The sequence below is a fragment of the Parasphingorhabdus halotolerans genome (assembly GCF_012516475.1).
GTDB lineage: Bacteria > Pseudomonadota > Alphaproteobacteria > Sphingomonadales > Sphingomonadaceae > Parasphingorhabdus > Parasphingorhabdus halotolerans.
In genome coordinates, this window is record NZ_CP051217.1 from 192,183 (window position 1) to 213,283 (window position 21,101).

21 protein-coding genes and 1 tRNA gene are annotated in these 21,101 nt (G+C 53.0%); 12 read left to right on the top strand and 10 right to left on the bottom strand.

Annotated features, from left to right (window positions below; translation table 11 throughout):
• Positions 1-104: 104 nt before the first annotated feature.
• The 5 genes from HF685_RS01020 to HF685_RS01040 form a co-directional block, all read right to left on the bottom strand.
• Positions 105-3,119 (bottom strand): hypothetical protein, encoded by a 3,015-nt coding sequence (locus HF685_RS01020; RefSeq protein ID WP_168817817.1) that lies wholly within the window; start codon positions 3,117-3,119, stop codon positions 105-107.
• A 101-nt stretch (positions 3,120-3,220) separates the two neighbouring features.
• Positions 3,221-5,242: a DUF11 domain-containing protein gene (locus tag HF685_RS01025; protein WP_168817819.1), complete on the bottom strand. Its 2,022-nt coding sequence runs from the start codon at positions 5,240-5,242 to the stop codon at positions 3,221-3,223.
• A 65-nt stretch (positions 5,243-5,307) separates the two neighbouring features.
• The gene (locus HF685_RS01030; protein ID WP_168817821.1) at positions 5,308-6,426 is read right to left on the bottom strand and encodes a hypothetical protein; all 1,119 of its coding nucleotides are present in this window, start codon (positions 6,424-6,426) and stop codon (positions 5,308-5,310) included.
• A gap of 161 nt (positions 6,427-6,587) precedes the next feature.
• A complete protein-coding gene (locus tag HF685_RS01035) occupies positions 6,588-6,908 on the bottom strand; it encodes a hypothetical protein (protein WP_246218689.1) in 321 nt (106 codons plus the stop codon).
• Positions 6,909-6,981: 73 nt separating this feature from the next.
• Positions 6,982-7,992 (bottom strand): DUF11 domain-containing protein, encoded by a 1,011-nt coding sequence (locus HF685_RS01040; RefSeq protein WP_168817823.1) that lies wholly within the window; start codon positions 7,990-7,992, stop codon positions 6,982-6,984.
• Between the two features lie 411 nt (positions 7,993-8,403).
• On the opposite strand from HF685_RS01040, the gene HF685_RS01045 reads away from it, so the two are divergent.
• A tRNA-Asp gene (locus HF685_RS01045) sits at positions 8,404-8,480 on the top strand.
• A gap of 17 nt (positions 8,481-8,497) precedes the next feature.
• On the opposite strand, the gene HF685_RS01050 is transcribed toward HF685_RS01045, so the two are convergent.
• The 4 genes from HF685_RS01050 to HF685_RS01065 all read right to left on the bottom strand — a co-directional run bounded on the left by HF685_RS01050 (position 8,498) and on the right by HF685_RS01065 (position 10,070).
• Positions 8,498-8,737: a DUF2842 domain-containing protein gene (locus tag HF685_RS01050; RefSeq protein WP_168817825.1), complete on the bottom strand. Its 240-nt coding sequence runs from the start codon at positions 8,735-8,737 to the stop codon at positions 8,498-8,500.
• Between the two features lie 14 nt (positions 8,738-8,751).
• Positions 8,752-9,354 (bottom strand): 5-formyltetrahydrofolate cyclo-ligase, encoded by a 603-nt coding sequence (locus tag HF685_RS01055; protein WP_168817827.1) that lies wholly within the window; start codon positions 9,352-9,354, stop codon positions 8,752-8,754.
• A 191-nt stretch (positions 9,355-9,545) separates the two neighbouring features.
• Positions 9,546-9,878, bottom strand: a complete 333-nt coding sequence (locus HF685_RS01060; RefSeq protein WP_168817829.1) for a cell division protein ZapA — start codon at positions 9,876-9,878, stop codon at positions 9,546-9,548.
• Positions 9,879-10,070: a hypothetical protein gene (locus tag HF685_RS01065; RefSeq protein ID WP_168817831.1), complete on the bottom strand. Its 192-nt coding sequence runs from the start codon at positions 10,068-10,070 to the stop codon at positions 9,879-9,881. It abuts the gene before it with no gap.
• 214 nt (positions 10,071-10,284) lie between these two features.
• Here HF685_RS01065 and tkt point away from each other — a divergent pair, with 214 nt between their 5' ends.
• From tkt to thiE, 5 genes are read left to right on the top strand one after another with little or no spacing between them, the layout of a single operon-like run.
• Entirely contained in the window at positions 10,285-12,264 is a 1,980-nt protein-coding gene (gene tkt / locus HF685_RS01070; RefSeq protein ID WP_168817833.1) for a transketolase, read from the top strand.
• A gap of 37 nt (positions 12,265-12,301) precedes the next feature.
• A complete protein-coding gene (gene gap / locus HF685_RS01075; protein WP_168817835.1) occupies positions 12,302-13,306 on the top strand; it encodes a type I glyceraldehyde-3-phosphate dehydrogenase in 1,005 nt (334 codons plus the stop codon).
• Positions 13,307-13,325: 19 nt separating this feature from the next.
• On the top strand, positions 13,326-14,516 hold the full coding sequence (locus HF685_RS01080) for a phosphoglycerate kinase (RefSeq protein WP_168817837.1): 1,191 nt from the start codon (positions 13,326-13,328) through the stop codon (positions 14,514-14,516).
• Between the two features lie 39 nt (positions 14,517-14,555).
• Positions 14,556-15,443, top strand: coding sequence for a fructose bisphosphate aldolase (locus HF685_RS01085; RefSeq protein ID WP_168817839.1), 888 nt, complete (start codon positions 14,556-14,558; stop codon positions 15,441-15,443).
• A 7-nt stretch (positions 15,444-15,450) separates the two neighbouring features.
• Positions 15,451-16,083 (top strand): thiamine phosphate synthase, encoded by a 633-nt coding sequence (thiE, locus tag HF685_RS01090; RefSeq protein WP_246218690.1) that lies wholly within the window; start codon positions 15,451-15,453, stop codon positions 16,081-16,083.
• Between the two features lie 70 nt (positions 16,084-16,153).
• On the opposite strand, the gene HF685_RS16055 is transcribed toward thiE, so the two are convergent.
• Complete coding sequence (locus HF685_RS16055) at positions 16,154-16,399, bottom strand: hypothetical protein (RefSeq protein WP_211051284.1); 246 nt, start codon at positions 16,397-16,399, stop codon at positions 16,154-16,156.
• 135 nt (positions 16,400-16,534) lie between these two features.
• Between HF685_RS16055 and efp the strand changes: the two genes are divergently transcribed.
• From efp to HF685_RS01125, 6 genes are all read left to right on the top strand, one after another.
• Entirely contained in the window at positions 16,535-17,098 is a 564-nt protein-coding gene (gene efp, locus HF685_RS01100) for an elongation factor P (RefSeq protein ID WP_168817843.1), read from the top strand.
• A 97-nt stretch (positions 17,099-17,195) separates the two neighbouring features.
• Positions 17,196-18,014 carry an inositol monophosphatase family protein gene (locus HF685_RS01105; RefSeq protein ID WP_168817844.1) on the top strand — a complete coding sequence of 273 codons (819 nt, stop codon included), beginning with the start codon at positions 17,196-17,198 and terminating at the stop codon, positions 18,012-18,014.
• A 105-nt stretch (positions 18,015-18,119) separates the two neighbouring features.
• Positions 18,120-18,494 carry an NADH-quinone oxidoreductase subunit A gene (locus HF685_RS01110; RefSeq protein ID WP_168817846.1) on the top strand — a complete coding sequence of 125 codons (375 nt, stop codon included), beginning with the start codon at positions 18,120-18,122 and terminating at the stop codon, positions 18,492-18,494.
• A 53-nt stretch (positions 18,495-18,547) separates the two neighbouring features.
• Positions 18,548-19,054 carry a NuoB/complex I 20 kDa subunit family protein gene (locus HF685_RS01115; protein WP_168817848.1) on the top strand — a complete coding sequence of 169 codons (507 nt, stop codon included), beginning with the start codon at positions 18,548-18,550 and terminating at the stop codon, positions 19,052-19,054.
• A 1-nt stretch (position 19,055) separates the two neighbouring features.
• Positions 19,056-19,862 carry an NADH-quinone oxidoreductase subunit C gene (locus HF685_RS01120; protein WP_168817850.1) on the top strand — a complete coding sequence of 269 codons (807 nt, stop codon included), beginning with the start codon at positions 19,056-19,058 and terminating at the stop codon, positions 19,860-19,862.
• Entirely contained in the window at positions 19,862-21,097 is a 1,236-nt protein-coding gene (locus HF685_RS01125; RefSeq protein ID WP_168817852.1) for an NADH-quinone oxidoreductase subunit D, read from the top strand. Before HF685_RS01120 ends, HF685_RS01125 begins: the two co-directional genes overlap by 1 nt.
• Positions 21,098-21,101: the final 4 nt, after the last annotated feature.

The following is a 21,101-nucleotide window of genomic DNA, read 5'->3' on the forward strand; positions in this document are numbered from 1 at the left end:
AAAGCGATCACCCCCAAAGGTTCCTGCCTGTCAGACTTCTGCGCTGATCCGCATCAGCAATTTTCTTCGCGCTCCCAAAAGGAGCCAATATTCCAAGTTGCCTTCTACAGCCCCAAACTGCTGAAGGTTTCCTGGTCAAACTTCAGGCGGAAGGTGATGAACGGTCCATCTCTGGTATAGCGACTTTCTTCAAAGTCGCGGTCTGCAAAACCCACCACGTTATAACCGACTGAGATATAGCCGTTTTTAAACGGTGTTATCCCAACGCTTGGTCCACCCGAGTAGGCAACGGAATCGAAATCCGTGCCTATTCGAGCTGTCGCCTGGCCGCCGATATCAATCGTGTCGTTAAGATCGAACTTGATGTCCGCCCCGATCACATTGCTCCAGCCTTTGACATCATCCTGCCCGAATTTGTCGAAGACATAGCGACTTCCCCAAAAGAAACTATATTCTCCGGCTTCGGTAACGATGCCGTCGTCTTCGTCAATCGGCGTGTAATTGACGCTTAAACTATTGATAATTCTGCGCGAAGTCACATCGCCGCTTACAAGGAGCGGTGCCCCACCGATTGGTCCGGCTAACCCAGCCGTCGCATTGCGGACACGATCTTCGCGGAATTCGAGTTTCTCAAGCCAGGACCACTGGCTTTCAGCAGGGCGGTAAGCCCAGCTTCCTTCTGCCTCAATCACGCGCGTGCTTGTACCGGTCTCGTCTTTCGCAACGAATATGCTACCCAACGCCCCCAATGCACTGCCTTCGCCAATTTGTTTCAAAACCGCAGTGGTAAACCCATAGCGTTCCGAGATATCGCCATCGCGATATTCGCCGCGGCTCACCCAGCTCCAGTCATCATCGCGGAAGGTTGCGCCAGCGGTTACGGCGACAAAATCTTCCGTCAAAGTTGCATCATTGCCTAGGAACCCGCCAGATGCGACAGGCTGCTGGGTGTTGATCACGTCGCTGCGCTGGAAGCCGCGCAAGGTTTTGTTGCCATCAAGAGACAGATCAATCGTCCATTTCTCATCCAGTGGAATAGACTGTGTCAGACCATAGGCGGCAAAGGTTCGCGGTCCATATTCGGTAATTTCCTGCTGGTTGATGCTGCTGACGATGCGTCCGCCGGCCCAAGGTGCTACTTCCACTCCGATGCGTGCCGTACGAGCGTCAATATTTTCGCCATCGGCAATTTCATAGGTGCCGACAAGCTTGATATCGTTGGTGATCGAGTAACGGGCTGTCAGGCTATGACGGGCCGGGAAATCAATGCTTTCGTCCTGTCCGCCAAGAGCAAATTCAGTCTGTGCGTCGAGTTCGAGTTTACCATCGAACAATCTTTGTGTCGCGCCTAGGCGGGCCAGCGTGGATCTGTTCACCGTGCCATCGGTCAAGCGATCTTCCGCATGCGCGAGTCCAGCCCGGAAGGACGTGTCATCGGTGCGATATTCAAGCTCGCCGGTAGCAACACGGCGGCGAGCGCCGGTGCTCAGGAAGTTTTCCTGATAGGCTGTTGCGGCAAGGGAGAGATTGTCCCGCAAACGTACGCGGGTATCAATACCGAACTTGCGTGTGCCGCTTTCTGATGCGTTGAGCTGACCAAGGCCAAAGCCCGCAGACTGGCGCCGAACATAGGCCAGGACATCAAATTTGGAACCATGATGTTCTGCTTCTACCAACCATGCGGTCGCAGAATTGCCGGTGTTTGCGGCATTTGCGGTTTTTGCCTCGTTGTCTGTGGTAGCCAATTCCGCGCGAATTTCAGTCTTGAGATCAGGACGATAGCGCACGTCGACGCCCAAGAGATCCGTCTTGGAGCTCTCGTTCTCGTCATGAATGGCGGTTGCGCCAATTTTCAATTTCTCGTCTTTCGACTTGTAAGTCACACGGCCGCCAGCGTTCAGATCCCGCCCGCCAACACCGAGAACTTCATATTCAGCGATGATGAATTGGGGGTCGAGGCCACTGCCACGGCTCAGGATGGGCTCCCGGAAACGTAACGTTCCTGCCAGATAGTCAATATCGTAATCGATATGCCGGGACAATTGACGTGTTTCGATAATGCGGTCCGACCGCAGACGATCCCGGGTTTCCAACGTGATACGCTCGCTATTTGCAAGAATATCGCGGGTCGCAAGAGCATAAGGACCGGAAAGCCCGTTGCCCTGAATCTCCTCGCGGCGGAAACGGTTTGGCGAGTCTGCGCCAAAGGCCAGTGCGCTGAGCTGGTCATTGCGATATTCTGCTTTAATGCCGTTAAACGACCGCTGGTAGCGCGCCAGTTCTGGTTCATCGATACCAGTTTCATAATCCCCGAATAGCGCGTAAAACTGTGGACGTTCCAGCTTCAGGTACAAGCGCCGCACAGAAGCCGCGTCATAGCGTTGCTCTGAACGATCTGCATAAACCGTGTAGTAGCGGCGTGGATCAATGATACCGGCAAAACGTGTTTCATCTTCCTGCTTGTCGCTGTCATAGGCGAGCGTCATCAGCCATTTGCCGGTTACGCGGCCTTTGGCGTAGAGCGCGATGCGCCCGTCAACATTGATGTTGTCATCATCGTCAGCCAGATCTTCAAGTCGCTCGTCAAGCGTGTTAAAGCCTAATGTTCCTGCAGCAAAGCCCACGACGGTCCAAGGACGATTGCCTGGATCCAGCCATGTTTCAATGCGTTGCTCGCGCGTCGTTTCGCCGTCACGGAACGGGAATGTAACGCTGAGCGAACCAGAAGCGGTTGTTGGTGACAATTCAACATAGGCCACGCCATCGTCGCCCTCGACGCGCCATACAGGCGCACCGCGTTCGAGACCGGACAGTTGATTGGCTTGCTGCGCATCGACTTCCACAGCCGGTGTATAAGGGGCAGGGACGTTGAAATCGCCGACCAAGCCATTATGAACCGGGCGACCATCACGGTCCGTAAGGCGAACAGCAATAACCGGACGGGTAACGCCATCCGCGATCAAAATTGAGCGGTCTTTTAGCAATTCCGCGTTCAGCGGGCTTCCCGCATAGTGAACTTTGCGCGTCAATTCTTGAACGAGGGCGCCTTTATCATCGAGTACGCGCGCCACCAGAGTATTTCCGCGATCCTGAATTTCGATACCGCGCCAAACGCTCACACGGACCTTGCCGTCAGCGCTTTTCTTGGAACCGTCAAATGAAAGCGGATTAACCGGCTTGCCATTGATTGTTAGTTCAACTTTTTGACCGGTATGATGCTTTATAGCAACACGAATGGCTTTAACCCTCGGTTATGGTCTTCAGCGGGAAATAGCCATTCAATACCAGGTGCCTGGTTTGCGACCCACTCGCGGCCGGCACCAGCGGCTTCCGGGTCCGTGAGAACTTCAGGTCGCTGATAGGTGTTGATCTCGGCTGTTTCGCGCGGGGCAGTCTTCTCGGCCCGGAAATCAGCCCGTTTTAGTGCGCCGCCGCGGCCTTCAACAAAGCGCGAGATGGCGCTGCCGGCTGCGCGCGTGTTTTGCGCACAATCAATCGGAGCGCGATCGGCTGGAAAGCTGGTGGGGTCGACCTGCACAACATGCAGACCGGGCCTAATGCCTTCAAAATGATAGCGACCATCCCGGTCAGTAACCGTGTAGGTGCCGTCCTGCATCATCACGCGGACGCCGCCAATGCCGTTGGCTTCGCGGGGGTCAACGCTACAGCCGCCATCGGTTATGCGACCGATAATTGTGAAGCGCTCGGATATCCCGTCGCGTTCAATGCGCACGGCTGCATCCGTTATCGGACTGGTGGCTCCGCGACTATCGCGCGCTTGAGCGGTATTAACCGCGTCGCCAGGCTGCGCATCCTGACGCACTTCAGCCAGATACGTCAGAATTCCGCGACCTGCCGGAGCAAGCGGCGGTACTGTTACTGAGAAATTTTGGCCGTTTGGCTGCACGACAGGCGCGATCAGCGATCCATTGTAGCGAACGGTGTCAATGCGTAAGCGCATGGCGTTGGGTAACTGGTCTTCAATAATGATATCGCCGGTGTTGCGCACCGGATCAGCATTGCGGACCTCGATTGTATATTGGAGAGCATCACCAGGCACAACTATGGCGTTGGACGCCGATTTGGTGATCAGAAGCGGTACTCCCGGTCGATCCAGGGGAACATCCACGCGCACTGGCGCTGGGTCATCCAGAGTAATGATACCGCCATATGATCCATCCACAATGGTGAACGGGAGTCCGTCTGTTCTGCGGAAACCGGTAAGTTGCGCCGGTGTAGCCGCTGATGGTGCGGTATAGGGCTGGGGCGGCTCGACAAGCAGCCGGTACTGTCCCGGGCGCGCAAACGGGAAGCGGTAGAAGCCTTCGGTGAAGTTATACACGTTGCCGCCGCTATCGGTCACGGTTCCGCCGGAAATCACGGTGCTTGGGAACACCGATACCCCGTCATCGCCGAAAACATCAGCCGGCCTGCCGGTTGCATTGTCAATCAACGTCACGCGCGTGCCCGAAACAGGAGCGCCATCGCCGCTGTCAAAGGTTTCACCGAAGGGATCGATAAGGATCCCGATTTCTACACTACCGAGTGGATTGCCGCTGATTTCATCAATTCCGATGTCTAACGTGTCGCCAGGGCGAACAGAAAGGACACAATCGCCCTTCACTGGTACCGGGGGAACCGCAGCGGTGTTGATCATACCAACGAAACGCCCGCTATTGACCTCGGTTTCAACGATATTGATCACCTCACGGTCGCCAGACGGCGTTGTGAGGACAATATCGAAGTTATCGATAGCGGAACTGTTCAAATTCTTGTTTGGGGCAAGAATTGAAACGACTAGTGGCTCACCAGCGCGGATTTTCGTCGTCGGCATAAGTGATGCCGGGCTGGTGCTAAGGCCTGAGAATACGCCTGCGAGCTCAACGGGGACATTGCCTCCGGAGCCTCTGCAGATTGTACCTGGAATGCGGACTTGTTCCGCGCCTGGCGGATTGTCGAAATGATAAATTGTGATTTGTGGTGGCTCAAACGGCGGTGCCACAACTTGAATATCCACCCTGTTGGATGGTTTTTGCCGTCTTTGGTCGCCAATATCCCATGCCGCTTCAGCGATATTGCTGATCAACGGGAAGGATTGCGGCTGATTATCCGCAAATTCCGGGCCCTGAGGCTGCTCTTGCGCAAACTCGACCTGCGCGATCGCCATAGAGGCAGGCACAGCGAGTGTGGTTGCAGCAACAGCTAAGCCGACCGGCTTAATATATTTGGTTAATGGGACCATCAAAAAAAGGGGGAGTGACGGTGACCGACCGATAAACTGGCCGGTCACCGCATATCCATTTATCCCTAGTTCACCGTCGCACGGAAGATCAGCGTTTCGGTGCTGCTGGCAGCCACGTTGCCGAGGTTTCCGCTGATCACGCCGGATGAATGGCTCAAAGCCGAAGCATCGGGGTTTGAACCGGTTCCATCGCAGGCGGTTGCAGAAGTAGGTGCTGCGGTAGCCGTTGGAATGGTTGCCGGTCCTGAAGCTACGGTTGTACCGTAGTAGGTCAGGGCCAGAGCCGCGATGCTATCCGAGATTGCAACATTGGTGGCCGCTACTGTCGTTGACGCATTGCTGACAGCAATACAATATTGAACAATCGCTCCTGGAATGGCCTTTGGATTGGTGCTACCATTGATTGGATCCCAGAGAATTACACTGGTTTTAGCAACACTGAGCGTCGCAGTATCAACCACATAGGTATCAATCGCACTGTGACGACCATCGCCAAGCAGCGCAGTTGCGCCAGCAACGTCGGTTGAACCTGGTCCGTCAGCATCGGCAAACACGTTCTGGACTGTTCCCGCAGCATTCACGTTACCCGCGTCATCGGAAAACGCTGTTCCAGTCGCGGCATTAGCTGCCTGACCGATCAGGATCACGTCGCCCGTTTCACCATTTGCAAGCGGCGAAGCGCTTGAGTTGTTGGTCGGAATGTTCGAAGTCACCAATATATAGGCAATGGCGTCCTCGGCGAGATTATCAATCACACCTGATGCGAGAATGGTGTCACCACCATCCAATAAGCCATCTTGGTTGACGTCTGTATAATAGGTAAACGCCCCGGTGCTGTCGAAATCATCGCCGCCGGTTTGTTCCGCTGACAAAATTACGTCAATTGTATCGTTGGTTAGGTTGGTAACCGTGTATGCGACCGCTGCACCCGTTTGATTTGGGGCAACTGGCGTATCAATCGCATCAAATCGCTGCACGAGCAGATTGACTTTACGGTCAACTACGAATGTGTCAGACGCGACTGGGGGAGGAGTTTGTGCCGCTCCGCCCACGTTATAGGTTATGTTCACACTGTTGGTAATCGGCACACCTGCGTCGGTTCCTACCGCAAAAGCTGGGGTTGCACCCAGCATTGCGACAGAAAAAGCACTTGTTGCGACGAGAAGTTTCAGTTTACTGGTCATTACTGTCTCCTGTTTTTTCACTTAAATTTGAGCTACCCAAACCCCGCGGCAGCCCGATACGGTTTGTGATCACTTTACAGTGCCACGAAATACTAACTTTCCTTCAGAACCTGCTGAAAGAGAGCGGTTAAATTTCCACTTAATGTGGGTAACGTCACTCATTAGAGCGGGGCGAACCGCGCCATCTTCACGGGTGATTTTGAGCGCCGAAAGTGGCCCCAGCTCTTGCCTCCATCAATGGAAACAATTTCGGTTCCGTCAGACGTTCCATTGAACGTAACCGCTTTGGGGAGCGGATTTGTGACGGAAAAATCGGTTGCTGGCAGACTGCCAACATTTTTATATTTCACGACAAAGACAAGGTTATCGCCAGGAACGACCGTTATCGGCTGTTCCAGCACTACGGCGGTCCTGCCATCGGGTTTTTCAACCTGCCGCTCGACAAAGACATCGCTAGAAAGAGCGACGTTATTTGCGGCCATAGCCATTCCCGGAACGGCGAGGGCCAAGATTGTTGCAAAATATTTTAAGCTATTGAAATACATCAATTTATTCCTAATTTATCGTAACTTTGAAGGTGACGGTCCGTGTTTGACCGCCCGGTACGGTGCCCAGAGCCACGCCTATTGCGTTGCTGGTGAAAGCCCCTGCATCGGCATCTGCGGCGTCAGACAGTCCTGCACCTTCCAGCGTGATGCTCTCGGCGACATATGTAGTGTCAGCGGGAACGTCATCGGCGATGGCCAGATTGCTGAGGCTACCGGTTCCGGTAATGGTTGCTACCAGTTGATAGGTTATCGTGGATCCGGGAACTGGCTGATCACCGCCGAACGGATCGACCACCGTAGCGCTTTTAACCAATGTAATTTTGGCGGCCTGAATAACGAAGAAGCCGCTGTCTTCATCATCTGCACCGGTAGAGCCGACAACCGCATCACCGCCGCCATCACCAGCGCCGGCAAAGGTGGTTCCTGGAACGCCGCTTCCCGTTACTGCAACTGCTGACAGTTCAATTTCTGCCCGTTCGCCGTCAGCTGCGTCTGCGGGAATGGTTGAAAGAATGAACACGGTGACACTTTCATCAGGCTTCAATACCGGATCGTTGGCGCCGGCTGTATAAATCGTGTCGACACCCGGATCGTAAACGCCGTTGCCATTGGTATCGAGAACGATTTGTTCAAATACGGTGTCAAACTCGTCTCCGCCTTTCGCCGTATCTGCGGTGAGCGTGAAGGCTTCTTCCCCGTTACCGGTGTTTGTCACTTGATAAGTTGTGACCTGGGCTGTTGCCGCCGGATCTGTTGCAATATCACCTGGATCAGATGAGACGACGGTAACATCGAGCAACTCGTCTACTTTGATCGTAACCGGGTTTGAATCGACTTCGACCGGACCATCGGGGCCATCATAAGTCGCTTTGGCGATATTGATGATGTCTGTGCCTGCCAAAGTGCCCGCAGCATGTGCGCTGGTTGCACCGAGAGCGAGCGATGAAACACCTGCTATGAGCGCGAATGTTTTGCGTACGCCACAACGGTATGCGAAAGTTTTTTCTGGTTCGGTCATGGTTGTTCCTGCAAATTTCATGCGTCTCATATGCAGGAGAAAGGCAAATATTTCGTAAAGATGACGATAATGACGTCATGGATTTTGTCATTCGAAAAATCCCTGAAAACTGCCAATTATTGAGAAAAATTTACGCATTTTTCAGTTTTGCTTAACGGTCAATTAACCGTAACGAGTTGTAACATCGGCAAACAGTTGTAAAATTTGTGCTTTGTCGCTCCGATCTCATTTTAGATGTTTCCACGCTCGGAAAAGAGATCGCGACCGACAGCAAAGGTGTCATCCTTTCACCCCGTAAGAGTTACCATCTAATTATTTTGCAAAGTTTGTGAGACTATTGTTGACAGCAAAGCAGAGCTCTTATACTTGCCCTGCTCTACCGTTAATCCCGGCTTACATGCCGGTGCATAAGCGGGTGTAGCTCAGTTGGTTAGAGCGCCGGCCTGTCACGCCGGAGGTCGCGAGTTCAAGTCTCGTCACTCGCGCCATTTGCCGAATTTTCGGCTTATTGGCGGAATTTTCCGGTATTCATCCAAAGCAACAACGGTTTAACCGGGAATATCCACGCGATTCCCAAAATGATGTAAATCGGCAGCTGCAGCCAGAAATTGAGCTGACTGATTTCGTCGATAAAGGTTACGGATATCCCGCACCACAGCAAGATCAGAAAAACTATGAAGAGCATGCCAACGGGCTTGCGCCAGCTGGGTTGGTCGGGTTTTTTATTGTCGGAATTTGCTGTCATGGCGTCAATCTAACCTATTGAATTATCTCGCATTCAGTGATGATCATCTGTAAAGGCACATCATGAGCTTCAACTGGAATATTTGTGCATTCCTGGACCGACCAGGCCATACCAATCCGCGCTGCGTCGGGATATTTCTCGAAAGTCCGGTCATAATGCCCGCCGCCTTGTCCAAGTCGCATCAGCGAGCGATCAAATGCGACCATCGGGGCAATAATCAGGTCCGGCTTTGCGGTTGGATTGTCTTGGGTTGGTTCGGGGATATCCCGAAAGCCATTTTCGAACAATTCCATGTTTGAAACTACTCTAAAGTCTAGAGAAGTATTCCCCTGAACAATTGGAAAACAAATAATTTTCCCTATTTCCAACAAATATTCTGTCAGTTTCGTGGTCGGCGCTTCGCTGCCGATGCTGTGGTAAAGCGCTATGATCTCACTCTGTTCGATAAGACGCATGAGAGGCGAAGGTGGACGCCGGAATGCCAGATTGCGTGTGGCTGCATCCAGCTGCCCGACGAACGCGTTTCGTTTTCGTTGATACTCTTTACGTAGTTTCTTCTTATTTTCTGATAAACTACTCAAAAAATTATCTTTCTTAATAAGAAGTGACGGGACCATCTCGGTCGTTTGCCGGAAAATCCTCTGACGCCTATTACGTCAGGTGGGCGCCATATGCATCGGACCCGACTGCCAAACAGTCCGCAATCCGGGCAGGGACAGCTCCCTATGTTGTTATATCGCCTCAGGGATGTTCGCTTTCTAGCTCGTGCCAGACAGAACCCGTCACGTTCTATTTAGGAGGTTATGCTCTAAGCCTCAAGGCTATTCGCCAGAGATTCTGCCCGATCGGCCAATTTCTCCAGCGCTGCGATTGACTTCTCGTCTGCGCCGCCGCTCGTTGGTGCAGGGGTTGCTGGCGCAATGGCGGCAGATTTGTCGGCTTTATTAGCGCTGTGGAGTTCATCAGCGAGTAACAGCGATGTGAACAACAGCATCCGGCTTTCTGTTAAACCGGCCGGATCACCAGCCTCAGCCGCCTTTTCGCTTACCATCGTGCTCAATTTGGTAAGATGATCTTCTTCTCCATCCTGACAAGTGACCATGAAGGAGCGGCCGCCGATTTCCAATTTAACCTGTGCCATTTAGCGCTCCTCCCGGGCAATCAACCCATCGATGGTTTTTATGGCCTGTTCCATTTCGTCTTTGAGCGTTGCATGGCGCTTTTCCAGAGCGGGATCGCTTTGTGCACCAGTCTCTCTTGGTTTGGCAGCTTCTATGCGGCTAAGCGCGCGCTCAATACGGCCTATTGCTAAGATCACACGTTCGTTTTCCATGACTTGGTCCAGACTGATAACTTATTGTGTTTCATTGATAACAATTCCACGCGGGTGCGTAAACCATCTATCGCGACGCATCTTTCCACATGCTATCATCTAGCCATACAAAAGCTAGCCTTGACGATGTGTGTCCAGACCATCAAAGGATATGGCAAAATCACGAATCGCCATAATTTTTCGGCTGAATTGAACGTGTAGGGACCCGGATAATATGATCGTTGCTGAAAAGACATCGCTGAAAACCATGGCCAATGCTATCAGGGCGCTCTCCATGGATGCAGTGCAGGCAGCCAATAGCGGCCATCCCGGAATGCCGATGGGAATGGCCGATGTTGCGACGGTTTTGTTCAGTGATTTCCTTAAATATGATCCAAAAGCACCAAAATGGGCTGATAGAGACCGCTTCGTGCTCTCTGCGGGTCATGGGTCTATGCTGATCTATTCGCTACTGCATTTGACCGGTTACGAGCGACCGACGATGCAGGATATCAAGGATTTCCGGCAGATTACTTCGCCTTGCGCCGGCCACCCTGAAAATTTCAAGTTGGAGGGTGTGGAGGCTACAACAGGGCCGTTGGGGCAGGGTTTCGCCATGGCTGTGGGTATGGCAATCGCTGAACGGCACTTAAACGCGCATTTTGGAAGTGACCTCGTAGATCATAAAACCTGGGTGATAGCTGGAGATGGCTGCCTGATGGAGGGCATCAACCACGAAGCGGTTGGTTTAGCAGGGCATTTGGGCCTCGGGCGGCTCAATGTGCTGTGGGATGATAACGGCATCACCATTGATGGCGGGACGGAATTATCGACCAGCGAGGATATTCCGGCGCGCTACAAAGCTTCCGGTTGGCATGTTGTGTCGTGTGACGGTCATGACTTTGATGATATCCGCAAAGCTCTGCGCGAAGCGGAAAATGATCCGCGCCCATCACTGATCGCTTGCAAAACTATCATAGGTTACGGCGCTCCGACCAAGCAGGGGACCTCCGCTACCCATGGCGCACCGCTCGGTGATGAAGAAATTACCGGAACCCGGGCTGCACTGGATTGGGATGAAGAACCCTTTGTAATTCAGGAGGATGTGCTGGCGTCATGGCGGCGGCTTGGTGAGAAAGGTGCCGCTGAAAGAGACGCCTGGAATGTCAGACTTCAGAACAGTTCTGAAGCTGCTGAATTTGAACGGCGGATGTCTGGAGCGCTGCCAGTCGGTAACGCAATGAAGGAATATCTGGAAGGATTGGCGGCAGATCAACCGAAGGTCGCAACCCGCAAGGCTTCGGAAATGGCATTGGGAGCGATAACCGCAGTTATCCCGGAAATGATCGGCGGCAGCGCGGATCTTACAGGTTCAAACAATACCAAAACTTCCTCCACCAAGCCTTTGACTAAAGATGATTATTCTGGGCGCTACATTTATTACGGCATCCGGGAATTTGGCATGGCTGCCGCGATGAACGGAATGGCATTGCATGGCGGGATCATTCCTTACGGCGGTACTTTTCTGGTGTTTACCGATTATTGCCGCGGCGCGATGCGGCTTTCTGCCATTCAGAACACCCGAACGATTTATGTGATGACCCACGACAGCATCGGGCTGGGCGAAGACGGGCCAACCCATCAACCAATCGAGCATCTGCAAAGCCTGCGCGCGATGCCCAATATGCTGGTCATGCGTCCTGCCGATGCAATTGAAACAGCCGAATGCTGGGCGATTGCGTTGAAGAACGAAAATGGACCGTCAACGCTGGCATTGACCCGGCAGGGCCTCCCGTCGCTCCGCCATGACGTCAGCGTAAATCTTTGTGAAAAAGGGGCTTATCTCCTGAAAGCGGCGGATGGTAAAAAATCAGTTACCTTGATTGCTACCGGCTCTGAAGTCTCGCTGGCGATGGATGTTGCGGCGCAACTGGAAGCAAACGGACAGGGCGCAGATGTCGTCTCCATGCCTTCCATCGAACTCTTTGATGTGCAACCAGACGCATATAAAAATCAACTGCTGGGCGGAGACGAAATCCTTCGCGTTTCCATCGAGGCTGGCACAACATTCGGATGGGAACGCTATACCGGCCTTGCAGGGCTGCGTTTCGGCATCGACAGTTTTGGTGCTTCGGCACCGATTGACGAACTTTATGCGCATTTCGGTCTGACCGCAGATGCGATCACGCCGCAAATTTTGGCAAAACTAAGCTAAACAAAACAAAATTTCGAATTCAAAGGAGCAATACCCCATGACAAAAGTAGCAATTAATGGTTTTGGTCGCATCGGTCGCCTGGTCGCACGTGCAATCCTCGAGCGCGATGATGATGATTTCGAGTTGGTCGCGATCAACGATCTCGCCGATGCGGACGCCAATGCGCTACTTTTCGGCTATGATAGCGTTCATGGACGTTTCCCTGGTGAAGTCTCTGCGCATGGTGATCATATCATGGTCAATGGCAAGAAAATCGCGGTCACCTCAGAGCGTAACCCTGGCGATTTGCCGCACCGCAAAATGGGTATTGATATTGTTCTGGAATGCACCGGCTTCTTCCAGTCGGTTGAGGCAGCGCAACCGCACATTGATGCTGGTGCAAAGCGAGTTTTGATTTCCGCACCGGCCAAAGGTGATCTCAAAACAGTCGTCTTTGGCGTGAATCATGATGTCTTGACGTCATCGGATGTCATTGTTTCCAATGCATCTTGTACCACAAACTGCCTTGCGCCGGTGGCCAAGGTGCTCAACGATCTGGTTGGCATCGAACGCGGTTTTATGACCACGATCCACAGCTATACCAATGACCAGCGCATGCTGGACCAAATTCACAGCGACATGCGCCGGGCACGGGCAGGCGCCGTGAACATGATCCCGACCACCACAGGTGCTGCACGCGCCGTTGGCCTGGTTCTGCCAGAGCTCAACGGCAAGCTGGATGGTTCTTCCGTTCGCGTGCCTACGCCGAATGTTAGCTTGGTTGATCTGGTTTTCACGCCGGGACGCGATACCAGCGTTGAAGAAGTCAATGGTGCGCTGAAAGCCGCGGCCGACGGGCCGATGAAGGGCGTATTGGTTTTTGAAGACAAGCCTTTGGTTTCCAGCGATTTTAACCATCAGCCCGCGAGCAGCTCGGTCGATAGCCTTGAAACAACGGTGATGGACGGCAAGCTGGTTCGTGTGGTCAGCTGGTATGACAACGAGTGGGGTTTCTCGAACCGGATGATCGACACAGCGAAAGTGATGGCAGGTTTGCTCTAAATCAGAAAGGTTCGGAGCAATGGCTGGTAACAATTTTAAAACACTGGATGATCTGGGTAATGTTGAAGGTAAGGCGGGACTTGTCCGCGTTGATCTCAATGTGCCAATGGCTGATGGCAAGGTCACCGATGATACACGCCTGAAAGCGGTTATTCCGACAGTCATTGAACTGGCGGACAAGGGCGCGAAAGTCTTGTTGCTCGCGCATTTCGGTCGGCCCAAGGGCGAGTATAAGCCAGAATTTTCATTGGAGCCCGTTGTCGCGCCGCTGGCCGCAGTTCTGGGTCGCGAAGTCACGTTCATGCAAAGACCCAGCAATGATTTAATTGCAGCTTTGCCCAACGGCAATATCGTGGTGATCGAAAACAGTCGTTTTGCAGCGGGTGAAGAGAAAAACGATCCCGGCATGGCCAAGATGATTGCGGACTTAGGTGATTTTTTTGTCAATGACGCCTTCTCGGCAGCTCATCGGGCTCATGTCACGACAGTTGGCTTGGCCAATCATCTGCCAGCGTACGCCGGTCGTTCGATGGAACGGGAACTGAGCGCGCTCAACAAGGCGCTTGGAAATCCGGAACATCCGGTTGCTGCGGTCGTCGGCGGAGCAAAGGTTTCCAGCAAGCTTGATGTTTTGCGACAAATGGTCGGAAAAGTGGACCATCTGATCATTGGTGGGGGAATGGCGAACACGTTTCTGGCCGCGAAGGGTGTTAATGTTGGCAAATCACTCTGCGAACATGACCTGACGGATACGGCCAATGAAATACTGGAGGCGGCGGACAAAGCCGGTTGTACGGTGCATTTGCCTTATGATGTTGTGGTGTCGAAGGAATTCGCGCCTAACCCGCCAACGCGGACGGTCAATGTCCATGAGGTGGCCGAAGATGAAATGATACTGGATGTCGGTCCTGCGGCGGTTGAGGCTCTTTCAGATGTATTGAAGACCTGCAAGACTTTGGTCTGGAATGGCCCAATGGGAGCATTTGAGACACCTCCTTTCGACATGGCAACCGTAGCACTGGCAAGAACCGCTGCAGCGCTAACCAAAGAAGGCTCCTTGCTGTCGGTTGCCGGCGGCGGAGACACCGTTGCGGCTCTCAATCATGCAGGCGTTGCGGACGACTTCACCTTTGTGTCGACCGCTGGCGGCGCCTTTCTGGAATGGATGGAAGGCAAGGAATTGCCTGGCGTTGCAGCGTTAACGCGATAATTATTCAAAATTCAAATAATCAACCCGAGGATAGAATAGATGCACGACCCGAAAATGAAGGACAAAATTGAGCATGGCGCAGGTTTTATTGCGGCACTGGACCAAAGCGGCGGCTCTACTCCTAAAGCGCTTAAGGGGTATGGCGTAGAAGAAAGCGCCTATTCAAACGATGACGAGATGTTTGCGCTTATTCACGGTATGCGCAGCCGCATAGCCACCGCTCCATCGTTCAACGGGGACAAGGTAATCGGCGCAATCCTGTTTGAAAAAACAATGGATGGCGAAGCCGACGGCAAACCGATGCCGACTTTGCTTTGGGAACGGGGCATTGTGCCTTTCCTGAAGGTTGACAAGGGCCTGGAGGACGAAGCCGATGGCGTTCAGATGATGAAGCCGATGCCCGAGCTTGGCGCTTTGCTAAAGCGCGCTAAGGCAAAAGGTGTTTTCGGCACAAAGATGCGTTCGGTGATCAATAAAGCGTCGCCAACCGGTATCGCTGCCAACGTTAAGCAGCAATTTGAGGTTGCTAGCCAGATATTGGATCATGGTCTGATGCCAATGATCGAACCCGAAGTGAACATCAAGAGTGATGAGCGCGCGGAATGTGACAAACTTGTGCTTCAGGAAATCACCAAGCAATTGGATGCGCTCCCTGAGGATCGCAAAGTGATGCTGAAACTCTCAATACCAGTGGAACCAAACCACTATGCCTCACTGGTCGATCATCCCCGGGTTGCCCGCGTTGTCGCTCTTTCGGGAGGTTTCTCTCGCGATGAAGCCTGCACCGAGCTTGCGAAAAACCGTGGCATGATTGCCAGCTTCTCCCGCGCTCTTCTCCAGGATTTGCGCCATGGCATGACCGATGCAGAATTTGACCAGTCGCTCGGAAGTGCCATTGATCAGATTGCCAAGGCCTCTGCCACATAAGGTTGATGTGAACGAGACACTATCCTGCCAGCTTTATTTGATATCGCCGCTCAATGTGGGTGGTGACTTTCCGCTGCGGTTGACGGAAGCGCTGGGCACAGGCGATGTCGCAGCCTTCCAGTTCCGGGTAAAGGATGCTGATCCGGAAGAAGCCGCTCGCCTTGCAGAACCGTTGCAGGCAATTTGCAAGGATCATGATGTGGCTTTTGTCGTGAACGACGATGTCGCATTGGCGAAGAATCTAGGCGCTGATGGCGTTCATCTGGGCCAGGGTGATACCAGCTTGCGCAGTGCGCGCGCCGAGCTTGGAAAGGATGTTCAAATCGGCATAACATGCCATGACAGCCGACATCTGGCGATGGAGGCAGGTGAGGGCGGCGCAAACTATGTTGCGTTCGGAGCATTTTTCCCATCCCAGACGAAAGAGACAATTTACCAGCCGGAACCAGAAATTCTTAAGTGGTGGTCGACACTGATGGAAATTCCATGCGTAGCGATTGGCGGGGTAACACCAGAAAATTGCAAGCCGCTAGTCGCTGCTGGTGCCGATTTTCTGGCCGTGAGCAGTGCCGTGTGGAATGACAATGATGGGCCTGCCAGCGTGATCGAGAAATTTCAGGCCGCTATCGGCAGTGTTTGACAAGCCTCAAGAAAAGCTGGCCTCAAGAAAAGCTGGCCTCAAGAAAAGCTGGCCTCAGGAAGAGCTGGCCTCAGGAAGAGCTGATTGTACGCCCGATATTCGATGCGATATATAAAGCGACAAATTTATCGACATCTGGCGGCGCAAAATTGGGCATTTGCTCTATATCCCGCAAATAGCCAATGGTTGGCTTGAACGAGGTCATAACCCCTTCACGGATACAATATCCAAAGATACCCGCCGCAATATTGCAGGCAGGTAACTTGGACGAAATTGCGTCCACATCAGATAAAAAATGTTGGTCTGCTTGAGCCATGATTCGGTAATAGCGAACCGATTCTTTTGAGTATTGTATGAAAAAGACAATGTGATGAATTGCACAGCGCTTGCCTATTCCCAGGCTTCGCATTAGAGCGCCGCCAACACCAAATTCCTTGAAGCGAGAACGACCATGAAGATCAGCGGCGTAGATATTCGGCCCGGCAATATACTGGATTACGAAAATGGCCTGTGGAAGGTCGCCAAGATCCAGCATACCCAGCCCGGTAAAGGTGGCGCTTATATGCAGGTTGAAATGAAGAACCTGGTTGATGGACGCAAGACCAATATTCGTTTCCGTTCGGCCGATACGGTAGAAAAAGTGCGGCTGGACACCAAGACGTTCCAGTATCTCTTTGCTGACGGCGATATGCTGACGTTCATGGACAAGGAAAATTACGAACAGATTACCTTGCCAGCGGATTTGCTGGGTGATGCGGTTGAGTTTTTGCAGGATGGCATGGATGTCCAGCTTGAGCTTTATGAAGAAAAGCCGATTTCCGTTGCTCTGCCGGACCAGATTGAAGCCGAAATTGTTGAGGCTGATGCAGTCGTAAAGGGCCAAACGGCTTCTTCCAGCTATAAGCCTGCGGTGCTTGACAATGGTGTTCGCGTTATGGTGCCGCCATTTATTTCGGCTGGCACGCGGATTATTGTCGATGTCTATGCGCGGGAATATGTCGGTAAGGCAAACTAGCCAGCTAACCCGGTTCGTATCGAGCGAAATCGAGATACGCTGCGGTCCATAACCTGTCTCTCGGCTGCGGCCGGGACGAACGGAGAAAACTAAAGAAATGCCAGCACATTCCGCCCTTATCACTGTTATGGAGCGCGCCGCGCGTATGGCGGGCTCTCGGCTGCGCCGGGACTTTGGCGAGGTGGAGCATCTCCAGGTCTCCAAAAAAGGGCCGGCTGATTTTGTCTCCAAGGCAGATATGCGGTCCGAGCGGATACTTTATGACGAACTGATGAAAGTGCGTCCCGGCTGGGGCTTTGTGCTTGAAGAAGGCGGCATGATCGAGGGCGAAGAGGGAAAGCCACGCTGGATCGTCGATCCGCTTGATGGCACGACCAATTTCCTCCACGGCATTCCGCATTTCGCCATTTCGATTGCCGTGCAGGAGCGTTCGTTTGACGGGCAAGGTTGGGGCAAGATTACCAGCGGCCTGATTTATGAGCCCGTATCTGACCAGACATGGTGGGCGGAAATGGACAAAGGCGCATATCTGGGGGACAAAAGGCTGCGCGTTTCGGCGCGCCGTGATTTATCCGAGGCATTGCTGGCAACCGGCATTCCTTTCAAAGGCCATGGCGACCTGAGTGAATGGGCGCGGATATTTGGAGCGCTTGCGCCGCAGGTTGCGGGCATTCGCCGCAATGGTGCGGCATCACTGGATCTCGCCTGGCTTGCTGCTGGTCGATATGACGGCTTCTGGGAAGCGGACTTGAAAGTTTGGGATGTTGCCGCAGGTATCTTGATGGTGCGCGAAGCTGGCGGTTTTGTAACCGATTATACCGGAGGCGATCAACCGATCGGGCAGCAGGAAATTCTGGCGGCCAATGAAGCTTTGCATAGCAAGTTGCACCGGATATTGGCCAAGTCGCTGCTATAACCGGCAAAGCTTTGCAAAATGGCGCAAATTAAAGCCATTTCGCCCTTGCAGCATAGCAAGGCTACCCCTAAAAGCAGCCTCGAATTCTAGCGAAACGAGTCTTTTGTGGTCGATCTTTCCGAATATGCGCCGATACTGCTATTTCTGGCAGTCGCTCTAGGCTTGTCATCGCTCTTCGTGTTTTTGCCGATGGGCGTTTCGCGGCTCACCGGCACACATAATCCCGATGCCGAGAAGCTATCGGAATATGAATGCGGTTTTCCTGCTTTTGAAGACAGTCGCAGCCAGTTTGACGTGCGATTTTATCTGGTCGCCATTCTTTTCATCATTTTTGATCTGGAGGCCGCATTTCTGTTTCCATGGGCGGTTTCGCTGGAGCAAATCGGCTGGGCGGGTTGGATTACAATGATGATTTTCCTGTTTGAACTGGTTATCGGCCTGATTTACGCATGGAAAAAAGGAGCGTTAGATTGGGAGTAGAAGTCTCTAATTCACCGGCGCAAAGTCCTATTCTGAAAGCTGATGGTACGCCCATGACAGCTCCTGATGATGCGTTCTTCAAAGACTTGAATACCGAAGTGAATGACAAGGGCTATCTTGTCACGACTACCGAAGATTTGTTCACATGGGCACGTACCGGGTCTCTATGGTGGATGAGCTTCGGCCTCGCTTGTTGCGCCGTCGAGATGATCCACGTCAATATGCCGCGCTATGATATGGAGCGGTTCGGCGCCGCACCGCGCGCCAGTCCGCGCCAGTCCGATGTGATGATTGTCGCTGGCACGTTGTGCAACAAAATGGCTCCTGCGCTGCGTAAAGTTTATGATCAGATGTCTGATCCCAAATATGTGATCTCGATGGGATCATGTGCCAATGGCGGCGGCTATTATCATTATAGCTATTCCGTTGTCCGCGGATGTGACCGGATTGTGCCGGTAGATATCTATATCCCGGGTTGTCCGCCAACCGCAGAGGCATTGCTTTACGGCATCATGCAATTACAACGCAAAATTCGCCGTATCGGGACGTTAGAGCGTTAAGATGGCCCATAGCGCTCCCACAATTTCCAGCAACGACGGCGTTGCTGCCAGGCTTGCCAAATCTCTCGGAGCTGCCGTGATCGATACGGTTGAGGCCTATGGTGAAATCAGTTTTACCGTTGATCGCAATAAGCTTCCTGCGGTGCTCACCAAGTTGCGCGACAAGCATGAATATCAGCAACTTATGGAAATAGCTGGTGCCGATTATCCCGATCGTGCGGAGCGCTTTGAAGTTTGTTACCATTTGCTCAGCCTGACCAAAAACCACCGCATAAGAGTGAAAACGTCCACAGACGAAGATACACCGGTTCCATCGGTTACCGGTATATGGCCAGTCGCCGGTTGGCTGGAGCGGGAAGTATTCGATATGTTTGGTGTGCTGTTTGACGGCAATCCTGATTTGCGGCGCATACTCACCGACTATGGTTTTCAGGGCCATCCGTTCCGTAAGGATTTCCCGCTAACCGGCTATGTGGAACTGCGTTATTCGGAAGAAGCCAAGCGGGTTGTTTATGAACCGGTGAAACTGGCGCAGGATTTCCGCAGCTTTGACTTTATGTCGCCCTGGGAAGGCGCGGATTATATTCTTCCGGGTGATGAGAAAGTTGGAGGCGAAGCACCACCACCAACCCCGAAGACTACCGAACAGAAGAGCGATACAGGCGCCGGCAAGCGGGCGAACAAGCAGGCCGCGAAAACTTCGAAGAAGGATGAAGCGCCTGTCAAAAAGCCCGCACCCAAGCGAACCAAGTCGGGAACAAGCAAAGCTGCACCGTCAAAAAAAGCCGCACCGAAAGGTAAAAGCTGATGTCTGACTATCTCGACGAAATGGAACATATCACGGACGAAGCCGACCCCACCGTCGGCGACGTAGAAATCCAGAATTACACGATCAACTTCGGCCCGCAACATCCCGCCGCGCACGGCGTTTTACGCATGGTCATGGAGCTTGATGGCGAAATCGTAGAGCGTATCGACCCGCATGTCGGCTTGCTCCACCGTGGCACCGAAAAGCTAATTGAGCATAAGACCTATTTGCAGGCGCTTCCTTATTTTGACCGGCTCGATTATGCCTCTCCGCTGGCGCAGGAATATAGCTATGTGCTGGCGATCGAGAAGCTGCTCGATCTCGAAGTACCGCTGCGAGCACAATATTTGCGGGTGTTCTTTGCCGAGCTAACCCGTTTCGGCAATCACATGATGAACATCGGCGCGCATATCATGGATGTTGGCGCGATGACGCCGTTCCTCTGGCTCACTGAACTGCGCGAAGATTGCTACACATTTTTTGAACGCGCGAGCGGTGCGCGGATGCACTGTGCCTATTTCCGCCCCGGCGGCGTGCATCAGGATGTGCCGCTGAAACTGCTGACCGATATCGCTGACTGGCTTGATACCAAAATGCCGGAGCTGTTTGAAGATGCGATGAGCCTGGTCGTCGATAACCGCATATTCAAGCAGCGCAATGTCGATATCGCGGTGGTGTCCAAGGAAGACGCGATTGCATGGGGCTTTTCCGGCCCGATGATCCGCGCGGCGGGCATCCCCTGGGATTTGCGCAAGTCGCAGCCTTATGATGTCTATGACCGGATGGATTTTGACGTGCCGGTTGGCACCAATGGTGATTGCTATGACCGGTTTATGTGCCGGGTTGAAGAAGTGCGGCAAAGCGTGCGGATCATGAAGCAGTGTCTGGCCGAAATGCCGGAAGGGCCGATTGCGAGCACAGACCGCAAGATTGTCCCGCCCAAGCGCGCCGAGATGAAACAGTCGATGGAAGCGCTGATCCATCATTTTAAGCTCTATACCGAAGGCTTCCACGTTCCTGCCGGTGAAGTTTACGTCGCGACCGAAAGCCCCAAGGGCGAATTTGGTGTCTATCTGGTCAGTGACGGCAGCAACAAACCCTATCGCTGCAAAATCCGCCCGACGGCGTTTTCGCATTTGCAGGCGATGGATTTTATGGCCAAGGGACACATGCTGCCGGACGTCACCGCCATTTTGGGCGCGATGGATATCGTGTTCGGGGAGTGTGACCGGTGATGGC